This is a genomic window from Erwinia sp. AK-PDG3-5 (genome assembly GCF_056821705.1).
In genome coordinates, this window is the sequence record NZ_CM165967.1 from 1,121,909 (window position 1) to 1,144,029 (window position 22,121).

Genomic DNA, 22,121 nt, shown 5'->3' on the forward strand with positions numbered 1-22,121 from the left:
ACATGCAAGATGAAAGACTACAACGAACTATATCTTCAGCTTTGTGGTCTGCATATGCGGATGCTTTGGGCTTTCCAACAGAATTAGCCTCTGCTACCACTGTTGAACGAAGGATTGGCTCAATGTCATCTAACCATTTAGTAGATTGGAAGCGAATGGTGGGGGGGCGGTCAGGCGCAATTGTAAGCTTACCAGCAGGAACCTATTCTGATGATACTCAACTCAGATTAGCTACAAGTAGAGCCATAAGATCAGATGGTTTTTTTGATGTAGAATCATTCTCAAAAGTAGAACTTCCAGTATGGCTTTGCTATGCCTTAGGTGCTGGAAGGGGAAGTAAGAAAGCAGCTGCATCATTAATAAACAAAAATATTGCTTGGTTCAGTAATTTTTATCCAAACTATGTAGATGGCGGTGGGAATGGGGCTGCGATGCGCATTCAACCTCATGTGTGGGCTGCTCCTGATCCAAGCAAAAAGGAACAGTTTTTACCAGATGTTATAAGAAATGCCATTTCAACACATGGACACTTGAGAGGAATAGTTGGTGCAGTAATTCACGCATTAAGTCTTGCCAGCATATTTGCAAACAAATCAATTCCGAATATGGAATTTTGGGGGGATTCTTCTAAAGAAATTATTGGTATTAAATCGATTATTGAGGGGGATTATGAATTATCAACTTTCTGGTTACCAACATGGGAATCAAAAAGCAATACGACCTTAACTCAAGCATTAGAAAAAATAAAAGAAGAATGGTTGGATGTTGTTAACTCAGCAAGCAAAGTAATATCGAGTAATCAGAATGGCGGAAGTGATTTATATAAAGAAATTGTGACTGAATGTGGCGGACTAAATGAATATGAAAGAGGCTCAGGACTCAAATGTGCTTTCTTTTCAAATGTCGCAGCATTTTTATATCAAAGGGATGAGCCTAAAAAGGTAATACAGGATGTAGTCAACTTTTTAGGTAGTGATACTGATACAATAGGCACAATGGTAGGTGCTTTATTAGGTGCATTACATTATGAAAAATTGCCAAGCGAGTCTATTCAGGATGCTTATTATATTTCTTGTGAAGCAGAAAGGCTATTCAATATTAGCCAAGGGCTTAATGCTGATACACATCATTACCCAGACTTATTATATTGGCAACCTGCAAAAGTTATTGTTGATACAGTTTCAAAGAAAGGAAATCGTTTAGTTTTGGATGGGGTTTCAAGTGTAAAAAAAATAATAAATATATTTCATGCAAAACAAAAGGGAATTTCTTGGGTATGGGTTGAACTTGAAATTGGACAGCATGTTCTTTGCAAAATAAGAACCAGTTTAACATCTGATTTTTTCCATGACGAGAGGACCGGTTTTTCTGAAGGTGAAAGGAATAATAATGCCAATCTTATTGGGGATACAATTTCTTTCGATTTTTTTAGAGAAAGGCAACCTGAAGCTAATATTGTTTCCACTAAAAAAAATATCCTAGGAAATGAATCTAAACCATTAGTTTCATCCGCAGTAGGAGATGATTACCTCGATAAAATAACTGATGAAGTAATAAAATCTGGATTTGACAAGGATATACTTGCCTCTAGATTGCTCGAAACCGCTGAGATGACAAATGGTATAGAGTTATCCATAGGTTTTGTATCGATTATTGTTAAAGCACGCAGGGCCAGGCTGAAAAAAAATATTAAGTAACTTGAGATTAAAGGGGCATATCTTACCTTTAGAATGCCCCAAAGAACTTTCCATAGAAATAGAGGTTTTTGTAAGTTTGATAATTCAGTGATTTTTCGGCAACTTTTCGATGGTTGATTTAAAAATCATGAATATTTTCCTTGAAAATTATTTTCTTAGATCTTTGGCATTTTTGATAGGGATAGTTTTAACAGAGTGAGAATAAAATATTTTTTACTATTTTGAGTAATGATTGTTTTAAAAAAACAATTTTAGCATTGAATGCTTATAATTTGTGTTAAATAAAAATAAAAAAGGAGAGTTAAATGAAAGGTGAAATGATTTTAGAAAAAGAAAGTTTATCCTTAGAAGGTGCTAAAGTATTTTTAGCCAAGATTCATAATGATTTGCAGGCATTCCTTGAAAATAATGATATGTCTGAGAATTATGCAATGTATCCTGCTGAGGATGTTGTTTATCTCATGTTCAGAGATTTTTACACCTCGGAAGAGTGTTTAAAGCTTTTTACTATTGTTCATGGTTTTGAATTGACCGATATTGCCGAATATAAAAGTGTTGATTGGTGGTTCTTATCTTCTTTGGCATTCGATGTAGATATTGATAAAGTTAGAGGCATCATCGAAAAAAAGATGGCTGAAGAAGAAAAGATTAAAATAAACTCGATTGTTGTTAGTGAAGAAGATGTAAGCATCAAAAAAAGGATCTGATATATATTTTGAAGACTCTTTATAACCTGTAAGCATTATGTCTCTTAACAAAAAACATGAGTTTCAGGGTTTATTTTGCACTATTTGAAATTTTTTAAAGAGAAATCCATTCAAAAATAAGTATTCCTTAGGTAGCTCAGTAATTATTATCTAAAATTATTTGGCTTATAATCAATAGGTTAAAGGTTTTTTCTTAATACTGCTGCATCATTGGCGTATGGCCTGATAAATCCTTGTCAATCGACTCTTTCATAATATTTTTACTCATTTCAATACTTTCAAGTAGTTATGTGGTCAGGGGCAACCCCGCTCAAATCACATAAACTCGCAAATTTGTCGCTCACTTGAAGCCTGGAGCCTGGACGGCCAGTTTGACGAAAAATACAGAGGTAATCCAGTGAAGAGTACCCTGGTCAGCGGGTTTGTCAGCCAGCAAGGCGCCTGGCTCTGTTTCAAGGGTATAGCCATGAAATCGACCCGATTTTCTTAAGATTAATTATGCCAGGCAAGTCACCAGACCTTAAGTTCAGATCGCGCTCGCAATAAAAATAAATGCCGAACGTTGACTGCATGGCCATAACGTTATTTGTGAAACACTCAATTCCTTTGTTAATAAATTCCATTTGTCTTAACAAAATCCCTCATTACGGCCCTATATAACGGTGGTTATTTTTCGGGAATATTTTGAAATATTAGCCTTATTAAGGTTAATAGTGTTTTAGGGAGGGCATATTGTAATGGAGAAATTACCTTGCTGAGCAGTATGATAGAGAATTAATGGTCAAATTTCAGGCTGAACTGAATCGTAGTCTACGTCATTTTATTCGGCTTAATGTCGCTATTGACGCCAGGGAGGGGTTTTTTTAAAGTGTATCTCTATGGTGCTGCCTCTCGTTACAGATTGTTTAAAATAAAAAATAAGGAAGAAACATCATCGGAATATCCGAGTGAAGTTAATAACAAAAAAAACGGTAACTCCCAATGCGTAGAGTGAAACTCTAAGCGCAGGTGTTTATAGTGCGTGAGTCCAGATGAGGTGAAAATGCTACTCACGATCTTAGATGAATCTGACACTAAAGAGAAAGCCTTACCACGCCTGAAATAATGCATCACGAATGATTTTTTCATCCATGCAATCATTTTTCTTGACGAACATGATTATCATTTTTACTGTTTTTATAGTTATATCAATTGCTTATTTTAGGTTGAGAAATGCATGACATTTTCTTGAGCTACATGGGAAATTCATGAGTTGTATGTTTTTACCGCACTCTTAAACTGAGTCTCACAGTTTAGGGATGTATGTTAAAAGATACTTAATCATCATTACGGATAATGTTTTAAATAAATAATCATTCATCGACAAGAGTCTTAAATGAAAAAAATACTGATATTAGCCGTGTTGTTTATTGGCACGCATGCGTATGCGAATCAACTTTTTCAACCAGATCCGGTGTATGCAGCTAATAAAGAAATCGGCGGTGTGACCTCTCACGGTAAAGAACAATATATGGTGTCATACCGTATAAGCATAACTAATCCACTGACAGATACCGCCAGTCTGACAAAAGGGTGTTTCGTTCTTTTCGACCGTACCGGCAAGGAAATTGTTGCCCGCGGGGTAGATGTGGTTTTACTGCAAGCGTTTAAGCCGGGTGAGAGTAAAACAGGCATGGTCTTTTTCTTTGGCGATAATGCAGATGTTTTGAATATGCCGTTCGTGAAGTGGATTAGCAGCGACAGTGGCGAAAACTCCAATGTTGATAGCAACGACAATCCTAACGTTGAAGGCAGCGACAATTCTAACGTTGAAGGCAACGACAATTCAAAAGTTGATAGCAACGGCAATTCAAAATTTGATGGCAACGACAATTCAAAAGTTGATGGCAACGACAATTCAAAAGTTGATGGCAACGACAATTCAAAAGTTGAAGGTAGCGATAACGCTAAAGTTGAAAGCAGTGACAATTGTAAAGGTGAAAGCCAGCACAATTCTAAGGCGGATATTAGCGGCCATAGTCAGGTCAGTTCTGACGTGGTAAGTCAATAAGCGATCTTAATGAGATTGATTTTACGAAGAGGTTTATATGTTAAAAAAAATGTCAGCAGAATTTGTGGGTACTTTCGTCCTTGTCTTCGGGGGCTGCGGTAGTGCGATTTTCGCAGCAGGTTTCCCCGCTTTGGGAATTGGGTTTGCTGGCGTGGCGCTGGCATTCGGACTGACGGTACTGACCATGGCGTACGCAGTAGGCCATATTTCAGGTGCGCATTTTAACCCTGCCGTCACATTAGGCCTGTTTGCTGGTGGACGTATCCCCGCCCGTGATGTTGTCCCTTACATTATTTCTCAAGTTGCCGGCGGTATCGCTGCAGCAGCTGTGCTGTATGTGATTGCTTATGGTCATGCCGGTTTTGATGCTACCGCCAGCGGCTTTGCCGCTAATGGATACGGTGGACATTCTCCGGGTGGTTATAACCTCCAGTCCGCAATGCTTATAGAAGGTGTATTGACCGCCATTTTCCTGATCGTCATCCATGGTGCAACGGACAAACGCGCGCCTGCCGGATTTGCTCCGCTTGCGATTGGTCTGGCACTGACGCTGATCCACCTCATTAGTATTCCGGTGACCAATACCTCCGTAAATCCTGCACGCAGTACCGCCGTCGCGCTGTTTCAGGGCACCTGGGCCATTCATCAACTGTGGGTGTTTTGGGTATTCCCTGCCGTGGGCGGCATTGTCGGTGGATTGATTTACCGTTTTATTCTCGGCACTAACACGTCGGGTGAGAGGCGTAGAAAAGTCAGGGATTAATTAGCTTATTTCGGCAAGGAGATAATAAGAAAAATCTCTGTGGCTTATTTTTATAATAGATTCATCGAAAATATCCAATGCACCTAAGACGTGTCGGGATGAGATGGAATATCCGTGGTTAATGTGACAGGGAGTGCCTTTTCAGGCCTCCCAGCCTGGTTGGGATAATTGATGAAATAGATTTTACATTAATGATATAGGAAATAAATATGAGTAAACTACCTAAACACATCGTATTAATAGCGGTGTCTCTGGGAATGTCGGCGAGCGCGTTTGCGTCTGACGGTACCATTAATTTTAAAGGCGTCATTTCCGCGGCTGCCTGCACGGTCAGCAGCATCGCCGGCAGCGCAACAGCATCGGGAACCGTGAATTTCGGCACCATCAGCAGCAACACATTCGGCACTGCCGGCGACACCACCCGCGGCACGCCTTTCAGTATTGAACTGAAGGACTGCGCTGTTGCTTCCTCCCCTTCAGTCACTTTCAACGGCGCGGCAGTGACGACGACTGGCTATACCACGCTGTTTTCTACCGATATTGATGGATTGGGGATACGTATAGGTGATGCAGACAATCTCGCGACTGTCTATGCCCCTGGCATCTCAACTGCCAATACAGGATTTGATTCACTGACAACAGGCGTAACGCAGGCCGTCGCAAATTTCAAAGCATGGCTTGTAGATTATACCGGTAGTGCAACGTATGCCGGAACAATTGATACCGATGTGACATTCACTATCGATTACGCTAATAGTTAATAAATATAAGATGGAAGTATATTTATTATGCTTCCATTTTTATATGGAGTTCATTCCTTGTGAAATATATTAAACTTATTCTCGGGGTTGCCCTGCTGCTGCCCATTATCTGTAAAGCTGATGGATTGACGCTTGGCGCAACACGAATGATTTATGAAGCAGGCAAAAAAGAAGCCAGTGCTCCCCTGCGTAATGGTATTACTCAGGCGCCGCAACTGGTTCAGTCCTGGGTCTCTGATTTCGCTAGTCGTGAGACTAAAAATATTCCATTTATAAATACCCCTCCGCTTTTTAAACTTCCCGCCGGGGGAGAAAGCCCGGTGCGGGTGGTCTATGTCGGATCCCCTTCTGCATTACCTAAAGACAGAGAAAGCCTGTTTCTTTTAAATATTCGGGCAATCCCTGCGGTGGAGAAAAAGCAAAACCCATCGCGTCTGACGATTGCTACGCAGAACATCATCAAACTCATTTATCGCCCAGAAGGACTCACGGCCCGAGCCGCTGCTGTCGCCGGCGAAAAACTGCAAGTATCAGCCCGGTCCGGCCATATCCTTATCAGTAATCCGACACCGTATGTTGTCACGCTGACTAACGTGACGATTAACGGCGCCAAAATTGAAAATCCGGGCACCCTTCGTCCTTTTTCACCGATTGAGATTGCCCTGCCAGCCTCGGCTTTGCGGACCTTTTCATGGAGTACCATCAACGACTGGGGCGGTATAACGCCATCACGCAGCGTGAGTTTCTAAGACGGTGTCCTGGAGATAATGATGCGTGGTTCTTCTGAATATATCGTGCAGGGTTCTGTTGTCACTCATCTGGCAGAGAAGTGGGGAGCGAGACTCATTTTTGTCATCGTCTCGTTAATGGGCTTCTCAACGGCCAGAGCGGAGCTTTATTTCAATGTGAATGCACTGAAGCTTACGCCTGAGCAAAAAGCCAATACTGACCTTGAAACCCTGTCCCGGCCGGAAATTCAGATGCCTGGTGATTACGCAGTGCAGGTTAGCGTTAACCAGGTACCGCAGGGAGAATACACCCTGAAATTTATTGTCTGTGGAACCCGTTTATGCCCGGAATTAACGTCGTCATTGTTGCAGAAATTTGGCGTCAAGCCAGGCGCATTCCCGGCGCTGGTTTCACTGTCTCCTGAGAGCACGATCTCCGACATTGGGGCGGTCATCCCTGATGCCGATACGCTGTTTGATTTTGACCGACGGGTACTCAAAATAACCCTCCCGCAGGCAGCGCTTAATCAAACTGCACGTGGCGATGTCCCCCCTGAACAGTGGGACGATGGGTTGCCGATGTTTTTTGCCTCTTACAGTGCCTCCGGCTCAGAAACCCACAATCAGTCGGCATTAAGCCAGAACCAAAGCTCTCAGTACCTTAACGTACGCAGTGGCATCAACATGGGCCCATGGCGCTTAAGAAACTACAGCACCTACAGCCGTACCGCTAACAACATCAGCCAGTGGAACAGTTTGCAAACCTCAGTGGAGCGTGACGTCCGCCCCCTGCGTGCCCGCTTTGTCGCCGGTGAAACGGCGACCCCAGGTCTGGTGATGGACAGTTTCAGTTTCCGTGGGGCCTCGCTGTCCACGCAAGACGAAATGCTGGCGGACAGTCAGCGCGGCTATGCACCCGAAATCAGGGGGATTGCCCTTTCTCACGCCACGGTTGAAGTGCGCCAGAACGGCAACCTGCTTTATCAGACGTTTGTGTCGCCTGGCGCCTTTGTGATCAACGATCTCTATCCAACATCCACGTCCGGCGATCTGGATATTACGGTAAAAGAAGAAGATGGATCGTTGCGTAGCTACACACAGTCTTTCGCCTCGCCGCCGATTTCGGTCCGTCGCGGCATGTTCAAATATTCCGTCACCGCGGGCGAATATGGCGCGCGAAATAATCACTCAGAGACGTCAGTAAATCAGCGGTTTGTGCAGGGTGAAATGCTGTATGGACTGCTGAACAATACGACCGTTTATGGCGGCGCTCTGGTGGCCGAACATTATCGCGCTGCAATGCTCGGTGTTGGCCAGAGTCTGGACATGTTCGGGGCGGTTTCGCTGGATTTGACCCAGGCAGAAACCACCTTCAGTGATGGCACGTCTAAAACCGGACAGTCCCTGCAAGCCAAATACAGCAAGCGGTTTGACTCCACCGGCACCTCCATGACCCTGGCCGGTTACCGTTACGGCACCGACGGATACTACGGGTTTGATGAAGCGAGTGAGTATTTTAACAATAGCCGGTTGGCCTCCCGCTACACCCTGAAGAGTAAGTCACAGATCACCGTGAATCAGAATGCTGGCCCGGCGGGATCGGTCTCGCTCAGCGCTTATCAGTCAGAATACTGGAACCGGGTTAATTCACGTAACCGCTCCGTCACCGGCAGCTGGAGTAAAAGTTTTTCAGGCGTCACCGTCAGCCTGAACCAGAGTCAGAGCCGGTTATGGCGGACAGGGCGTACAGACAATAGCACCTCCGTCAACGTCAGCCTGCCGATCGGCAAATGGTTATCGCCGACCGCCGATAGCAACATGCGGATGAGTAATAACTGGTCGCAGTCAAACCGGGGGACCGGCAGCCTGTCCACCACGCTGTCAGGGACGTCGCTTGAAAATAATAACCTTTCCTGGTCAATGTCCCAGGCCCGCAGTCGTCAATCTGATGGCTGGGTTAAGGACAGTACCGCGCTGTCCGGTAGTCTGCAGGGGAGCAACGCCACCGCATCGCTGGGATATGCACGTTATAACGGCGAAAGCGAAAGCATTAACTGGGGAGTACGCGGCTCAGCTGTCGTCCATCCTTATGGCGTAACGCTTTCCCGTGAGTTATCAGAAGGTAGCGCGTGGGCACTGGTGCGGGCGCCGGGTGGCAAAGATATAAAAATCAATAATCGCAGCGGCCTTTCAACGGATTCACGGGGCTATGCCATCGTCCCTTCACTGACACCCTACCGGGAAAATGACGTCAGTCTGGACACTTCCACATTAGAAGATGATGTCGATTTGAAGGGGTCAATCCAACGTAAAACGCCCTCCAGGGAATCGCTGGTACTGGCGGAGTACGAGACAAAGATAGGGCTACGGGTGTTCCTGACCCTGACAAGAAAGGGAAGACCGCTGCCGCTGGGGAGTCTTGTTCGTACCGAAGACATCAGCGGAATGACTGATGAAAAAGGGCGGGTTTATCTGGCCGGTGTTGCCGAATCTGCCCAGTTGCAGGTGTCACTTGCTGGGGGGGAACTTCTCTGCACGGTGCCATTCTCGGCGGCGGGGCGCATGAAAAATAACGGCATTATTGTGGCTGATTTGCCGTGTGATGCACTGACAGATCACGGAATCAACGGAAAATAAATTATGCTAAACACACTGAAACTCACGTTATGCTTTTTTACCCTGATAACGACGCTTTTATCATGTCAGTCTGCCTCAGCAGAAGATATGAACTGTACTTCAGATACCGCTTCGTATGTGCTTAACCTCGGCAATGTGGCGGTTGCGGAAAGTTCGAAGGCCGGGGATATTCTTTTTGCCAGTACCAATAACGTCAATCTTACCTGCAAGTCGAGCGGTAACTTTCAGCAAGCTTCTGAGGTCAGTTATACCGGCTGGAGCAGTTCAGGTATGACTGTCTCGGTAGACGGGTTAACGTGCCCGGTTATTGACCAGGGGACCGCAATATCCGATTCTGGCCTCGGCATTGTATGGACAAATTTCAATTCTGCATCCGGAACATGGGCATGTATGTCGACGGTATTCTCCGGTGCGTCCATTCGCAGAGGGCTTTTAACAAACGGTACCACGACGCTGACCGATAAAATATATATTGTCAGATCCAATAAAGACCTTAAATATGGCGAAACAAGCGAACTGGCTCAAACCGTTTATGTTGATGAAGCCAATGCCGACCGCGCGCCGCGCGGCCATCTGTACAGCTTTTCATTTTCCGGTTTGATGAGCATTGCGGCGGGCGGTTGTACGGTTGGCAGCGTACCCGATGTCGAGATGGGAACGTTATCCACAGCCAGCTTTACCGGCACAGGGAGAACCGGTCCAAAGGTGCCTTTTTCAGTGAGCCTCACGGAATGTAAAGGCGCAGCAACACAGGCCCATTTTGATTTCACGCCTGTCTATGGATTTGCGAGTCAGGAACAGGGCGTGATAGCCCTGAGCGATGATGTAAATTCAGCAACCGGATTGGGTATTCAACTGTTGATGAACGGCAAAACCATCGCCGGCTTCAATGACAATATTGCACCTATCACCCTGGGTGACAACCGGGTTGATTTCGAAGCAAAGTATTACCAAACGGCGGAAACCGTCACCCCAGGCCCTGCGGAATCGATGGTGGTGTTTAACGTTTTTTATAATTGATTGCTTACCAGCGCTGATGTACCCACGGGGCAATTTTGTTTTGATATAGGGTTTTCAACGCCAACATTGTATCGTCGGACAGTTCGGCGAGAGCGCTTGCTTGCGCATTGGTTTCTGATTGGGCTTTATTTTTAGAGCCGGGAATGATCACCGAGACATTTTCATTCATCAAAATCCAACGCAGCGCGAATGCTGCCATGCGGGTGTCACCCGGCAGCAAGCGACGAATATCTTCCACGGCATCCAGCGCCACATCGTAAGGCACGCCTGCAAAGGTCTCGCCTTTATCAAACTGCTCGCCGTTACGGTTGAAGGTGCGGTGATCGTCGGCTGCGAACGCGGTGTCAGCGGTCATTTTGCCTGTCAGCAAGCCCGATGCCAGCGGTACGCGGGCAATGATAGCGACATCCCGGCGTTTGGCTTCATGAAGCAGAAGCTCGGCAGGGCGCTGCCTGAAAATGTTGTAAATCAGCTGGATGGAAGACACATTCGGGTATTCAAGCGCCTTCAGGCCTTCTTCGACTTTTTCGACAGAAACCCCGTAGCTGCGGATTTTGCCGGCTTTAATCATCTCATCCATTACTGTGAAAACTTCAGGGGTGTAATAGATCTCGGTAGGAGGGCAGTGCAGCTGGACTAAATCCAGCGTCTCGGTTTGCAGGTTATCGCGGGAACGATCGACAAAGTCATTAAGATTCTTTTCGCTGTAGCCGGAGGCCACATGCGGCGAAAGGCGACGCCCCAGTTTGGTCGCCACGAACGGGCGAACTCCCCCTCGTTCATTTAGCACCTCGGCGATGATTTTTTCGGAACGGCCATCACCGTAAACGTCCGCCGTGTCGATAAACGTCATCCCGGCATCCAGTGCCGCATTTAATGCGCCTTTCGCATCTTCCATGCTGACTTCACCCCAGGTGCCGCCGATGGCCCAGGCGCCAAAACCGATTTCGGAAACACGCTGGCCCGTTTTACCAAGAATTCTGTTGTTCATGAAAACTTCCTTTTGAGGGTGCAGACAGCTTACGCACCGATTTATCAAACTGAGTAGGGAACGTTTAAAAGAGCTTAGCGTTTACGGGCCATGAGATCCCATGCTAAAAGATGCATGCTATTCATTGAATCAGTTAATGGTATTCATCATGAAAATGGAACGGGTTGATTTTGCCGATCTTCAGGCTTTTATGATAGTACTGCGCTGCCGCAGTTTTAAGCTTGCCGCCATCGAACTTGGCCTCTCCTCTTCCGCCATAAGCCATGCCATACGCCGGGTGGAAACCCGACTCGATGCACGGCTTTTAAACCGCACCAGTCGCTCGGTGTCACCTACGGCGTTAGGGCTGGAGGTGGCTGAAAAGCTTTCCCAGGGATTTGATGTCATTTCGTCCGCGCTGGATACCGTTAACGCGCCTGGCCGCAGTCGTTTCGGCGTATTGCGGCTCAATGTTTTTGCGGATGCTGCCGCGCAGTTAATCGTGCCGGCATTGAAGGCGTTTGCCGAACAGTGGCCTGACGTCAGGCTGACGGTGGTTGTCGAGGACAGGCCGGTCGATATTACCTCTGAAGGCTTTGATGCCGGCATGCGTTACGGGCATCTGGTGCCCGAGGATATGGTTGCCGTCGCCTTGACCGATACGCAGCGTTGGATCGTGGTCGGCTCGCCGGAGTATGTGATGCGTCATGGCGTGCCAACAACCCCGGCTCAATTATCAGAACATAACTGTCTGCAACTGCTGCTTGGCAATAACGCCAGTTTCCGCTGGGAGTTTGATGGGGCTGACGGTGTTTACAGCATGAGCGTGCCGGGTGCTATCACCTTGAAAGATACCTCAACCACGATCGCCGCCGCCATCGACGGGATTGGCCTCGCCTATGTGCTGGAGTCGCGGGTGGATACTGAACTTGCCAGCGGATTGCTGATCAACGTGCTGCCGAGACATGCATGTCAGGGGGAGCCGTTTCACATGTACTACAGCAGCCGTCGCTATGTGCATCCAGCCTTACGCGAGCTTATAAATATCATTCGCAGAAATAACGGATTACAGACGTTCCCCGATTTGCCGGATAAGAATCCGGCGAAGGAAAATGAAAACGGTATGTAGATCCTTGTGGGCAGCGAGATCTAAACCAGGCTGCCCACTCTTTATCAGGGGATAATGCGCGCCTCTCTCAGTTGAGAAAACAGGCTGAAAAACATGTCGTTGGTCGCCTGGAACCCCGTAAAACCTGCCCGGCGTAGCTTGCTGCCATCACCAAACATGTCGTAATTCCAGCCAAATACAAAATCAGCAAAACTCCCGTCGTTCAGCTTTAAAATGTCAGTTTCTACCAGCTGCTGCCCGGCGAGTTCTCGCCATGCCAAACGGGAGTCCTTAAATAACTGCTGAAATGACAGCCTGACCGGCGGAGCGTAGTCCAGTTCAACCCAGCGGGCGATGTACGGCCACAGCTCGCTCCAGCGCCAGATGTCACCGATGCTATTCCAGCTTTGCTCTGAGCCAGGGAAACGGAGAGGTAAATCCTGAGCCTTGCACAGCGAGGCATACAGCGCGATGCTCATGGCGAGATTCATAACGTTGCCGGGCACCGCGCTACCCACCACTCCCGGCCTGATTGCATTCCAGTGCCACTTTTTTCCATGTTGAAAGTGGCTGAGCCATATTAGTGGCCCTGTTATCGCCCCCGATCGCTTAGCGATCAAAGCCACCATCGACGATTCAGGTGTTTCTTTCGTCAGGTGAAAAGGCTGTTATGCAGCACATGAGGCCAGTTATCGTCTGCCCGATACTATTCTGACCCCCACTTCTGCCTTTGAATTACCGTGCGGTAACCGTCGGCATCGATAAAGGTTTTGCCAAGCTCTGCCCAGTAGGGATTGAAGGCGTCGACGACGGCAAATCCGGCGGCGTTCATCTGTTCACAGACGCGTTCCCATTCAACCTGGTCAGGAACATACAGCACCAGCAGGTCTTCATCAGTGCTCAGTGGTTTTACGGGATGGGTGTGACAGACGGTAAACTCCAGATGCCAGGTAAGGTCGGGATTGCCCAGCATCTTGCCGCTGAATCCCTGATGGTCGGTAAAGCCGCCAATAATCTCCAGCCCGAGTCCGGTACGATACATCTCGCTGCTCAGGGTGAGGTTGGTAACCGGACGGGCAACTCGCAGGGTATAAGCACGCATACATTTTCCTTCTTAACGGGTGTCGTACCTGTTTAGCATGGAAAATCAGGGCTGGAATGATCGGCCGTGCTGACGGCAGTCATCGTGTCAACAGAAAGCACGCAGAGGAAAACCGGAGTAGAAATCCAGGGGTAACGCTCACTCATGCCCGCTCTGCAAGGCCCAAACCGCGGCTTCCACGCGGGATTTCAGCTTCATCTTTTTCAGCAGATGCTTTACGTGAACCTTTACCGTGCTTTCGGTGATCGACAGCTTGCGGGCGATGGCTTTATTGGTCATGCCCTGGCTGATCAGCTTGAGGATATCGCGCTCGCGGCGGGTGAGCTGTTCGATGTCCCGCTCGTCGGAAGGGCGGTTTTCCCGCAGGCTGGCGACCAGCACATTGGTCAGCGTTTCACTCAGCACCATCTGCCCGGCGGCCGCCTGATGCAGCGATTTCAGCAACTCTTCCGGCTCCATATCCTTGAGCAGATAGCCATCGGCACCGCGCTTCAGCGCATTCACCACGTCATCTTCATGATCCGACACGCTGAACACCACGATGCGGCCAGAGAGCTCGATGGTGCGCAGTTGCACCAGCGTATCCAGTCCGTTCATGCCCGGCATATTTAAGTCCAGCAGGATCAGATCCGGATCCAGTTCCCCCGCCAGTTCCACGCCGAGCGTGCCGTTGCCCGCTTCGGCAACCACCTGCAACCGCTCGTCCAGCGCGATCAGCTGTTTCACCCCGTTGCGCAGCATCGGGTGATCGTCAATCAGTAATATGGTGGCGGCTTCTTCTTTCACGGTAGTGTCCTGTGGGTCAGTGCTGTTACAGGCCAGACTGGCCAGGCTGGGCGTTATTCTACGTATCCCGGGGATTATCCCTATACCACTTAATGGGTAACTACAAATTTCCAAATCCGTTCAGAAACTGATTATAGCGCAGGAGTAATTTTTTAAATCTTAGTATTTACAGTAGGTTAATTAATACTCCTTGCCTACCTCTTTTGGAGTCTGGCGCTGAAAACGTGCAATAACTACCTGTCGTCTGGTTGATTTGCATCAACCTGAACCAGCCGAGCGATCAGCAGGATGTGCAGCAATCACTCCTGTTACTGAGAACACTATGTCGCTTACACCCTCTACTCCTTCAACCAAAGGCGGAACGGTCATTCAGGACTGGCAGCCTGAAAATGCCGAATTCTGGCAGCAATACGGCAAACGCATCGCCAGCCGTAACCTGTGGATTTCGGTGTTCTGCCTGCTGCTGGCGTTCTGCGTCTGGATGCTGTTCAGCGCCATTACCGTCAATCTGAACAAGGTGGGGTTTAATTTCACCACCGAACAACTGTTTCTGCTGACCGCACTCCCGTCCGTGGCCTGCGCCTTACTGCGGGTGCCTTACTCGTTTGTGATCCCCATTTTTGGTGGCCGCCGCTGGACGGCGTTCAGTACCGGCATCCTGTTAATCCCCTGCCTGTGGCTCGGGTTCGCGGTGCAGGACACTCAGACCTCGTTCTCCACCTTTATGATTATCGCCCTGCTGTGCGGCTGTGCCGGAGCCAACTTCGCCTCCAGCATGGGCAATATCAGCTTCTTCTTCCCGAAAGCGAAACAGGGCAGCGCGCTGGGAATTAATGGCGGCCTGGGCAATCTCGGCGTCAGCGTGATGCAATTCTTCGCCCCGCTGGCCATCTCCTTCGGCATCTTCAGTTTCTTTGGCGGGGGGGCGCAGGTGGCCGCCAGCGGTGAGGCGATCTGGCTGGAAAACGCCGCCTGGCTGTGGGGCCCGTTCCTGGTGATTGGCACCCTGTTGGCCTGGTTTGGCATGAACGATTTGGCCTCCTCGAAATCCTCGCTGCGTGAGCAGCTGCCGGTGCTGAAACGCGGCCATCTGTGGATTATGGCGGTGCTGTATCTGGCGACCTTCGGCTCGTTTATTGGCTTCTCGGCGGGCTTTGCCATGCTCTCCAAAACCCAGTTCCCGGACATCGTGATCCTCAGGTACGCCTTCTTTGGCCCGTTCCTTGGCGCGCTGGCCCGCTCCGTCGGCGGCATGCTGTCCGATAAATTCGGTGGCGTGCGCGTCACGCTGATCAATTTTGTGGTGATGACCGTCTTCAGCGGACTGCTGTTTATGACGCTGCCTGCGGGCGACCATCCGGGATCGTTTATCGCCTTCTACAGCGTGTTTATGGTGCTGTTTATCAATGCCGGTCTGGGCAGCGGGTCGACCTTCCAGATGATCGCGGTTATTTTCCGCAAAAATACCCTTGAGCGGGTGAAAGCGCAGGGCGGCAGCGACGCGCTGGCGCAGCATGAAGCGGTAACCGAAACCTCCGCAGCGCTGGGCTTTATCTCCGCCATTGGTGCTGCCGGCGGCTTCTTTATCCCGCAGATGTTTGGCATGTCACTGGCGATGAGCGGATCCCCCGCCGGCGCGATGAAAGTCTTCCTCGGCTTCTACCTGCTGTGCGTGGTGATCACCTGGGCGGTCTACGGCCGTAAAAACGCAGATTAAGCAATGTCGTCGCTCCACACCTAACAATATCAGGCCTTCAGGAGAATTCCGGATGAGCAAGTTTCTTGACCGGTTCCGCTATTTCAAACAGCTAGCCGAACCTTTTTCTGGCAAACATGGCCAGACCCTCAACGCCAACCGTGACTGGGAAGACGGCTATCGCAGCCGCTGGCAGCACGATAAAATCGTCCGCTCGACCCACGGCGTGAACTGCACCGGTTCCTGCAGCTGGAAGATTTACGTCAAAAATGGCCTGGTCACCTGGGAAACTCAGCAGACCGACTATCCGCGCACCCGCCCGGATTTGCCAAACCACGAACCGCGCGGCTGCCCGCGTGGTGCCAGCTACTCCTGGTATCTTTACAGCGCCAACCGCCTGAAATACCCGTTAATGCGCAAAAAGCTGATCGCCCTTTGGCGTGAAGCGAAGCTGCAGCACAGCGATCCGGTCGAGGCCTGGGGTTCCATCGTCAGCGATGCGGAAAAAGCCAAAAGCTATAAGATTGCCCGTGGACGCGGCGGCTTCGTTCGCTCGAGCTGGCAGGAAGTGAACGAACTGATTGCCGCCTCGAACGTCTATACCGCGAAAACCTTCGGCCCGGATCGCATTGTTGGCTTCTCGCCGATCCCGGCGATGTCGATGGTCTCTTATGCCGCTGGCGCCCGCTATCTGTCGCTGATTGGCGGCGTGTGCCTGAGCTTTTACGACTGGTATTGCGACCTGCCGCCCGCGTCGCCAATGACCTGGGGTGAGCAGACCGACGTGCCGGAATCGGCTGACTGGTATAACTCGTCCTACATCATTGCCTGGGGCTCAAACGTGCCTCAGACCCGCACGCCGGATGCGCACTTCTTTACCGAAGTTCGCTATAAGGGCACCAAAACCGTCGCTATCACGCCGGATTATGCCGAAGTGGCCAAACTCTGCGATCAGTGGCTGAGCCCGAAACAGGGCACCGACAGCGCGATGGCGCTGGCCATGGGCCACGTGATGCTGAAAGAGTTCCACCTCGATCGTGAAGTGGGCTATTTCCGTGACTACGTCCGCCGCTACAGCGATATGCCGATGCTGGTGCTGCTTGAGCCGCGTGAAGGCGGATTCTATGCCGCCGGACGTCAGCTGCGCGCCAGCGATCTGGTCGATGGCCTGGGCCAGCAAAACAACCCCGAATGGAAAACCATTGCCATCAATGAAGCGGACGGTGAGCTGGTGGCCCCGCAGGGATCGATTGGTTTCCGCTGGGGTGAGCAGGGCAAATGGAATCTGGAATCGCGCGAGGGCAAAGGCCAGCAGGAGGTTGAACTGCAGCTCAGCCTGCTCGGTAAGCATGACGAGGTGGTTGAGGTCGGCTTCCCGTACTTTGGCGGCATCACCAGCGAGAACTTCAACAGCGTCGCGCTGGAAGAGATCCTGTTGCACACGCTGCCGGTGAAGCGCCTGACCCTGGCCGACGGCAGTGAAGCGCTGGTAACCAGCGTCTACGATTTGACCCTGGCCAACTATGGGCTGGATCGCGGGCTGGGCGATGCCAACTGCGCGCAGCATTACGATGAGGTCAAAGCCTACAGCCCGGCATGGGCAGAGCAGATTACCGGCGTGTCGCGCCAGAACATCATCCGTATTGCCCGTGAGTTTGCCGAAAACGCAGAGAAAACCCGTGGCCGCTCGATGATCATCGTCGGTGCCGGTATGAACCACTGGTATCACATGGACATGAACTACCGCGGCCTGATCAATATGCTGGTGTTCTGCGGCTGTGTCGGACAAAGCGGTGGCGGCTGGGCGCACTACGTGGGCCAGGAAAAACTGCGGCCGCAGACCGGCTGGACGCCGCTGGCCTTTGCGCTGGACTGGCAACGTCCGCCTCGCCATATGAACAGCACCTCGTTCTTCTATAACCACTCCAGCCAGTGGCGCTACGAGTCGGTCACCACCGAAGAGCTGCTGTCGCCGCTGGCGGATAAACGCCGTTACAGCGGCAGCCTGATTGACTTCAACGTGCGCTCCGAACGCATGGGCTGGCTGCCGTCCGCGCCGCAGCTCAACGTCAATCCGCTGCACATTGCCGCTAAAGCCGACGCGGCCGGCATGTCACCGGTGGATTACACCGTCGACAGCCTGAAGCAGGGCACGCTGCGCTTTGCGGCGGAACAGCCGGACAGTCCGCAGAACTTCCCAAGGAACCTGTTCGTCTGGCGTTCAAACCTGCTGGGCTCCTCCGGTAAAGGGCATGAGTACATGCTGAAATATTTACTCGGCACCGAAAACGGCATTCAGGGCAAAGACCTCGGCCGTCAGGGCGGCGTGATGCCGGAAGAGGTGGAATGGCAGGATAACGGTGGTGAAGGCAAGCTCGATCTGGTGGTGACCCTGGATTTCCGCATGTCCAGCACCTGCCTTTATTCCGATATCGTGCTGCCGACCGCCACCTGGTATGAAAAAGACGACATGAATACTTCGGATATGCATCCGTTTATTCATCCGCTGTCGGCGGCGGTCGATCCGGCCTGGGAGTCGAAAAGCGACTGGGAAATCTACAAAGGCATCGCCAAAACGTTCTCAGAGCTGTGTGTCGGCCATCTGGGAGTGGAAACCGATGTGGTCACGCTGCCGGTGCAGCACGATTCCCCGGCCGAACTGGCGCAGCCGTTTGAGGTGAAGGACTGGAAGAAAGGCCAGTGTGAGCTGATCCCAGGCAAAACCGCGCCGCATATTATTGCGGTAGAACGTGACTACCCGGCCACCTGGGCGCGTTTCACCTCGCTCGGGCCGCTGCTCGATAAGCTGGGCAACGGCGGCAAAGGCATCAGCTGGAATACCCAGACCGAAGTCGACTTCCTGAAACAGCTTAACTACGTCAAGGCGGACGGCCCGGCCGCCGGTCGGCCAAATATCGACAGTGCGATTGATGCGGCGGAAGTGATCCTCTCGCTGGCACCGGAAACCAACGGCCAGGTGGCCGTTAAGGCCTGGCAGGCGCTGAGTAAAATCACCGGCCGCGACCACACGCATCTGGCGCTGAATAAAGAAGACGAGAAGATCCGCTTCCGCGATATTCAGGCGCAGCCGCGCAAAATTATCTCCAGCCCGACCTGGTCAGGTTTGGAAGATGAGCATGTGTCGTATAACGCCTGCTACACCAACGTTCATGAGCTGATCCCCTGGCGCACGCTGAGCGGCCGACAACAGCTGTATCAGGATCATGAGTGGATGCGTGCCTTCGGCGAAAGCCTGCTGGTGTACCGTCCGCCAATCGATACCCGTGCCGCGAAGCCGTTCCTCAACCAGCAGCCTAACGGCAACCCGGAGAAGGCGCTGAACTTCCTGACGCCGCACCAGAAATGGGGCATTCACTCAACCTACAGCGACAACCTGTTAATGCTGACGCTGTCGCGCGGCGGGCCGATTGTCTGGATGAGTGAAGACGATGCCCGCGAGCTGGGGATTGAGGATAACGACTGGATTGAAGCCTTTAACGCCAACGGCGCGCTGACCGCCCGTGCGGTGGTCAGCCAACGTATTCCGGCCGGCATGACCATGATGTATCACGCCCAGGAGCGCATCGTGAACATTCCCGGTTCGGAAATCACCAGCCAGCGCGGAGGCATCCATAACTCGGTCACGCGGACCTGTCCGAAGCCGACCCATATGATTGGCGGCTACGCGCAGCAGTCCTACGGCTTTAACTATTACGGCACCGTCGGCTCGAACCGTGACGAGTTCGTGGTGGTGAGAAAAATGAATCACGTTAACTGGTTAGACGGTGAGGGCACCGACGATTGCCAGGGCAGCCAGCAGGAGAAACAGCCATGAAAATTCGTTCGCAAGTCGGCATGGTGCTGAACCTCGACAAATGCATCGGATGCCACACCTGTTCGGTGACCTGTAAAAACGTCTGGACCAGCCGGGAAGGCATGGAATATGCCTGGTTCAACAACGTCGAAAGCAAGCCGGGCGTGGGCTATCCCCATGCCTGGGAAGATCAGGAGAAGTGGAAGGGCGGCTGGATCCGTAAAATCAACGGCAGGCTGGAGCCACGCATGGGCAGCCGCGTCGGGCTGCTGTCGAAAATCTTCGCCAACCCGCACGTGCCGGAGCTGGATGACTATTACGAGCCGTTTGATTATGACTATCAGAATTTGCATACCGCGCCAGCGGGCAAGCATCAGCCGATAGCCCGTCCGCGCTCGCTGATCACCGGCAAGCGGATGAAGAAGATCGAAAACGGCCCGAACTGGGAGGAGATCCTCGGCGGCGAATTCTCGAAACGCTCCGCCGATCAGAACTTCAATAACATCCAGAAAGCGATGTACGGCCAGTTTGAAAACACCTTCATGATGTATCTGCCGCGTTTGTGTGAACACTGCCTGAATCCGGCCTGCGTGGCGACCTGTCCCAGCGGCGCCATTTACAAGCGCGGCGAAGACGGCATCGTGCTGATCGATCAGGACAAATGTCGCGGCTGGCGGATGTGTCTGACCGGCTGCCCGTACAAAAAAATCTACTTCAACTGGAAAAGCGGCAAGTCGGAGAAGTGCATCTTCTGCTATCCGCGCATTGAAGCGGGCCAGCCCACCGTCTGTTCAGAAACCTGCGTCGGCCGCATTCGTTATCTCGGCGTGCTGCTGTATGACGCCGATCGCATTGAACAGGCGGCCTCAGCGGAGAACGAGCAGGATCTCTACCAGCGTCAGCTGGATATTTTCCTCGACCCGAACGATCCGGCGGTGATTGAACAGGCGCTGGCAGACGGCATCCCAAACAGTGTGATTGAGGCCGCGCAACGGTCGCCGGTGTGGAAAATGGCGATGGACTGGAAGCTGGCGCTGCCGCTGCACCCGGAATACCGCACCTTACCGATGGTCTGGTATGTGCCGCCCTTATCGCCGATCCAGTCGGTAGCTGATGCCGGTGAACTTGGCCACAGCGGCGTGCTGCCGGATGTGGAAAGCCTGCGTATCCCGGTGCAGTACCTGGCGAACCTGCTGACGGCGGGGGATACCGCCCCGGTGTTGCTGGCGCTGAAGCGCATGCTGGCGATGCGTCATTACAAGCGTGCCGAAACCGTCGACGGCGAAGTGGATACCCGCGCGCTGGAGCAGGTTGGGCTGACGGAAGCGCAGGCGCAGGAGATGTACCGTTACCTGGCGATCGCCAACTACGAAGACCGTTTCGTGCTGCCCTCCAGCCACCGTGAGCTGGCGCGTGAAGCCTTCCCGGAAAGCAAAGGCTGTGGCTTTAGCTTTGGCGACGGTTGCCACGGCAGCGACAGCAAATTCAATTTGTTTAACAGCCGTCGCATTGATGCGATAGATATTGGCCGCAAAACGCCACCGCAGGAGGAGCGCAGATGATCAGCTTACGTGTTATTGGCCGACTGATGGATTACCCGGAACAGGCGCTGTTCGATCACGCTGCCGAGCTGGTGGATGCGCTGCAAAGCGCGGCTGAACTGGATGCGGATAGCCGTGCTCCGCTGCTGCAGTTTATCAACGACTTCTGCGCCCGTCCGCTGCTGGACGTGCAGGCGGAGTACTGCGAGCTGTTCGATCGTGGCCGCGCCACTTCGCTGCTGCTGTTCGAACATGTGCACGGTGAATCCCGCGATCGTGGCCAGGCGATGGTCGATCTGCTGGATCAGTATCGTGCCGACGGTCTGGAGCTGGACTGCAAAGAGCTGCCGGACTACCTGCCGCTGTATCTGGAATATCTGGGCAATGGCGCAGAGGCGCGGGCGCGCGGCGGATTGCAGGATATCGCGCCGATTATGGCGCTGCTGGCGGCACGTCTTCAGCAGCGCGAAAGCCCGTATGCGCGGTTGTTTGATGCGCTACTGTCGCTGTCTGGCAGCGGTGTGCAGGCCGACGCCCTGCAAAGCCAGGTGGCAAGCGAAGCCCGCGATGATACGCCCGCCGCGCTGGATGCGGTATGGGAAGAGGAGCAGGTGAAGTTCCTCGGTGAGCAGGGCTGCGCCTCTGCGCAACAGGCCACGCATCAGCGTCGCTTTGCTGGCGCGGTCAAGCCTCAGTATTTGGACGTGGCGCAGGCCACGCCACGTTCCTCAGGACACTAAT

The 22,121-nt window shown here is 51.5% G+C and carries 16 protein-coding genes and 1 pseudogene; 13 read left to right on the plus strand and 4 right to left on the minus strand.

Features of this window, described 5'->3' with window-relative positions:
• Positions 1-2: 2 nt before the first annotated feature.
• The 8 genes from AC1UKS_RS05125 to AC1UKS_RS05160 all read left to right on the plus strand — a co-directional run bounded on the left by AC1UKS_RS05125 (position 3) and on the right by AC1UKS_RS05160 (position 10,363).
• Positions 3-1,697: an ADP-ribosylglycohydrolase family protein gene (locus AC1UKS_RS05125; protein WP_482436026.1), complete on the plus strand. Its 1,695-nt coding sequence runs from the start codon at positions 3-5 to the stop codon at positions 1,695-1,697.
• 305 nt (positions 1,698-2,002) lie between these two features.
• Positions 2,003-2,404 carry a hypothetical protein gene (locus AC1UKS_RS05130; RefSeq protein ID WP_482436027.1) on the plus strand — a complete coding sequence of 134 codons (402 nt, stop codon included), beginning with the start codon at positions 2,003-2,005 and terminating at the stop codon, positions 2,402-2,404.
• Between the two features lie 1,375 nt (positions 2,405-3,779).
• Positions 3,780-4,454, plus strand: a complete 675-nt coding sequence (locus AC1UKS_RS05135) for a DUF4354 family protein (protein ID WP_482436028.1) — start codon at positions 3,780-3,782, stop codon at positions 4,452-4,454.
• A 37-nt stretch (positions 4,455-4,491) separates the two neighbouring features.
• Positions 4,492-5,217, plus strand: a complete 726-nt coding sequence (gene aqpZ / locus AC1UKS_RS05140) for an aquaporin Z (protein WP_482436029.1) — start codon at positions 4,492-4,494, stop codon at positions 5,215-5,217.
• A 209-nt stretch (positions 5,218-5,426) separates the two neighbouring features.
• Positions 5,427-5,978, plus strand: coding sequence for a fimbrial protein (locus AC1UKS_RS05145; protein ID WP_482436030.1), 552 nt, complete (start codon positions 5,427-5,429; stop codon positions 5,976-5,978).
• A 59-nt stretch (positions 5,979-6,037) separates the two neighbouring features.
• A complete protein-coding gene (locus AC1UKS_RS05150; RefSeq protein WP_482436031.1) occupies positions 6,038-6,727 on the plus strand; it encodes a fimbrial biogenesis chaperone in 690 nt (229 codons plus the stop codon).
• An 18-nt stretch (positions 6,728-6,745) separates the two neighbouring features.
• Positions 6,746-9,343 (plus strand): fimbria/pilus outer membrane usher protein, encoded by a 2,598-nt coding sequence (locus AC1UKS_RS05155; protein WP_482436032.1) that lies wholly within the window; start codon positions 6,746-6,748, stop codon positions 9,341-9,343.
• Between the two features lie 3 nt (positions 9,344-9,346).
• Positions 9,347-10,363, plus strand: coding sequence for a fimbrial protein (locus tag AC1UKS_RS05160; protein WP_482436033.1), 1,017 nt, complete (start codon positions 9,347-9,349; stop codon positions 10,361-10,363).
• Positions 10,364-10,367: 4 nt separating this feature from the next.
• On the opposite strand, the gene AC1UKS_RS05165 is transcribed toward AC1UKS_RS05160, so the two are convergent.
• The gene (locus AC1UKS_RS05165) at positions 10,368-11,354 is read right to left on the minus strand and encodes an aldo/keto reductase (protein WP_482436034.1); all 987 of its coding nucleotides are present in this window, start codon (positions 11,352-11,354) and stop codon (positions 10,368-10,370) included.
• A gap of 148 nt (positions 11,355-11,502) precedes the next feature.
• Here AC1UKS_RS05165 and AC1UKS_RS05170 point away from each other — a divergent pair, with 148 nt between their 5' ends.
• Positions 11,503-12,462 carry a LysR family transcriptional regulator gene (locus AC1UKS_RS05170; RefSeq protein WP_482436035.1) on the plus strand — a complete coding sequence of 320 codons (960 nt, stop codon included), beginning with the start codon at positions 11,503-11,505 and terminating at the stop codon, positions 12,460-12,462.
• A gap of 44 nt (positions 12,463-12,506) precedes the next feature.
• On the opposite strand, the pseudogene AC1UKS_RS05175 reads toward AC1UKS_RS05170, so the two are convergent.
• The 3 genes and pseudogenes from AC1UKS_RS05175 to narL form a co-directional block, all read right to left on the minus strand.
• A pseudogene (locus tag AC1UKS_RS05175) lies at positions 12,507-13,025 on the minus strand (SDR family oxidoreductase); the annotation flags it as partial.
• A gap of 122 nt (positions 13,026-13,147) precedes the next feature.
• Positions 13,148-13,543: a VOC family protein gene (locus AC1UKS_RS05180; protein WP_482436036.1), complete on the minus strand. Its 396-nt coding sequence runs from the start codon at positions 13,541-13,543 to the stop codon at positions 13,148-13,150.
• Positions 13,544-13,681: 138 nt separating this feature from the next.
• Positions 13,682-14,284 (minus strand): two-component system response regulator NarL, encoded by a 603-nt coding sequence (gene narL / locus AC1UKS_RS05185; protein WP_049789667.1) that lies wholly within the window; start codon positions 14,282-14,284, stop codon positions 13,682-13,684.
• A gap of 367 nt (positions 14,285-14,651) precedes the next feature.
• Between narL and AC1UKS_RS05190 the strand changes: the two genes are divergently transcribed.
• From AC1UKS_RS05190 to narJ, 4 genes are read left to right on the plus strand one after another with little or no spacing between them, the layout of a single operon-like run.
• Entirely contained in the window at positions 14,652-16,046 is a 1,395-nt protein-coding gene (locus AC1UKS_RS05190; protein ID WP_482436037.1) for a NarK family nitrate/nitrite MFS transporter, read from the plus strand.
• A gap of 52 nt (positions 16,047-16,098) precedes the next feature.
• Entirely contained in the window at positions 16,099-19,860 is a 3,762-nt protein-coding gene (locus AC1UKS_RS05195; RefSeq protein WP_482436038.1) for a nitrate reductase subunit alpha, read from the plus strand.
• A complete protein-coding gene (narH, locus tag AC1UKS_RS05200; RefSeq protein WP_482436039.1) occupies positions 19,857-21,401 on the plus strand; it encodes a nitrate reductase subunit beta in 1,545 nt (514 codons plus the stop codon). The genes AC1UKS_RS05195 and narH overlap by 4 nt, the downstream gene beginning before the upstream one ends.
• Positions 21,398-22,120: a nitrate reductase molybdenum cofactor assembly chaperone gene (gene narJ, locus AC1UKS_RS05205; RefSeq protein WP_482436040.1), complete on the plus strand. Its 723-nt coding sequence runs from the start codon at positions 21,398-21,400 to the stop codon at positions 22,118-22,120. The genes narH and narJ overlap by 4 nt, the downstream gene beginning before the upstream one ends.
• The last annotated feature ends 1 nt before the right edge of the window (position 22,121 follow it).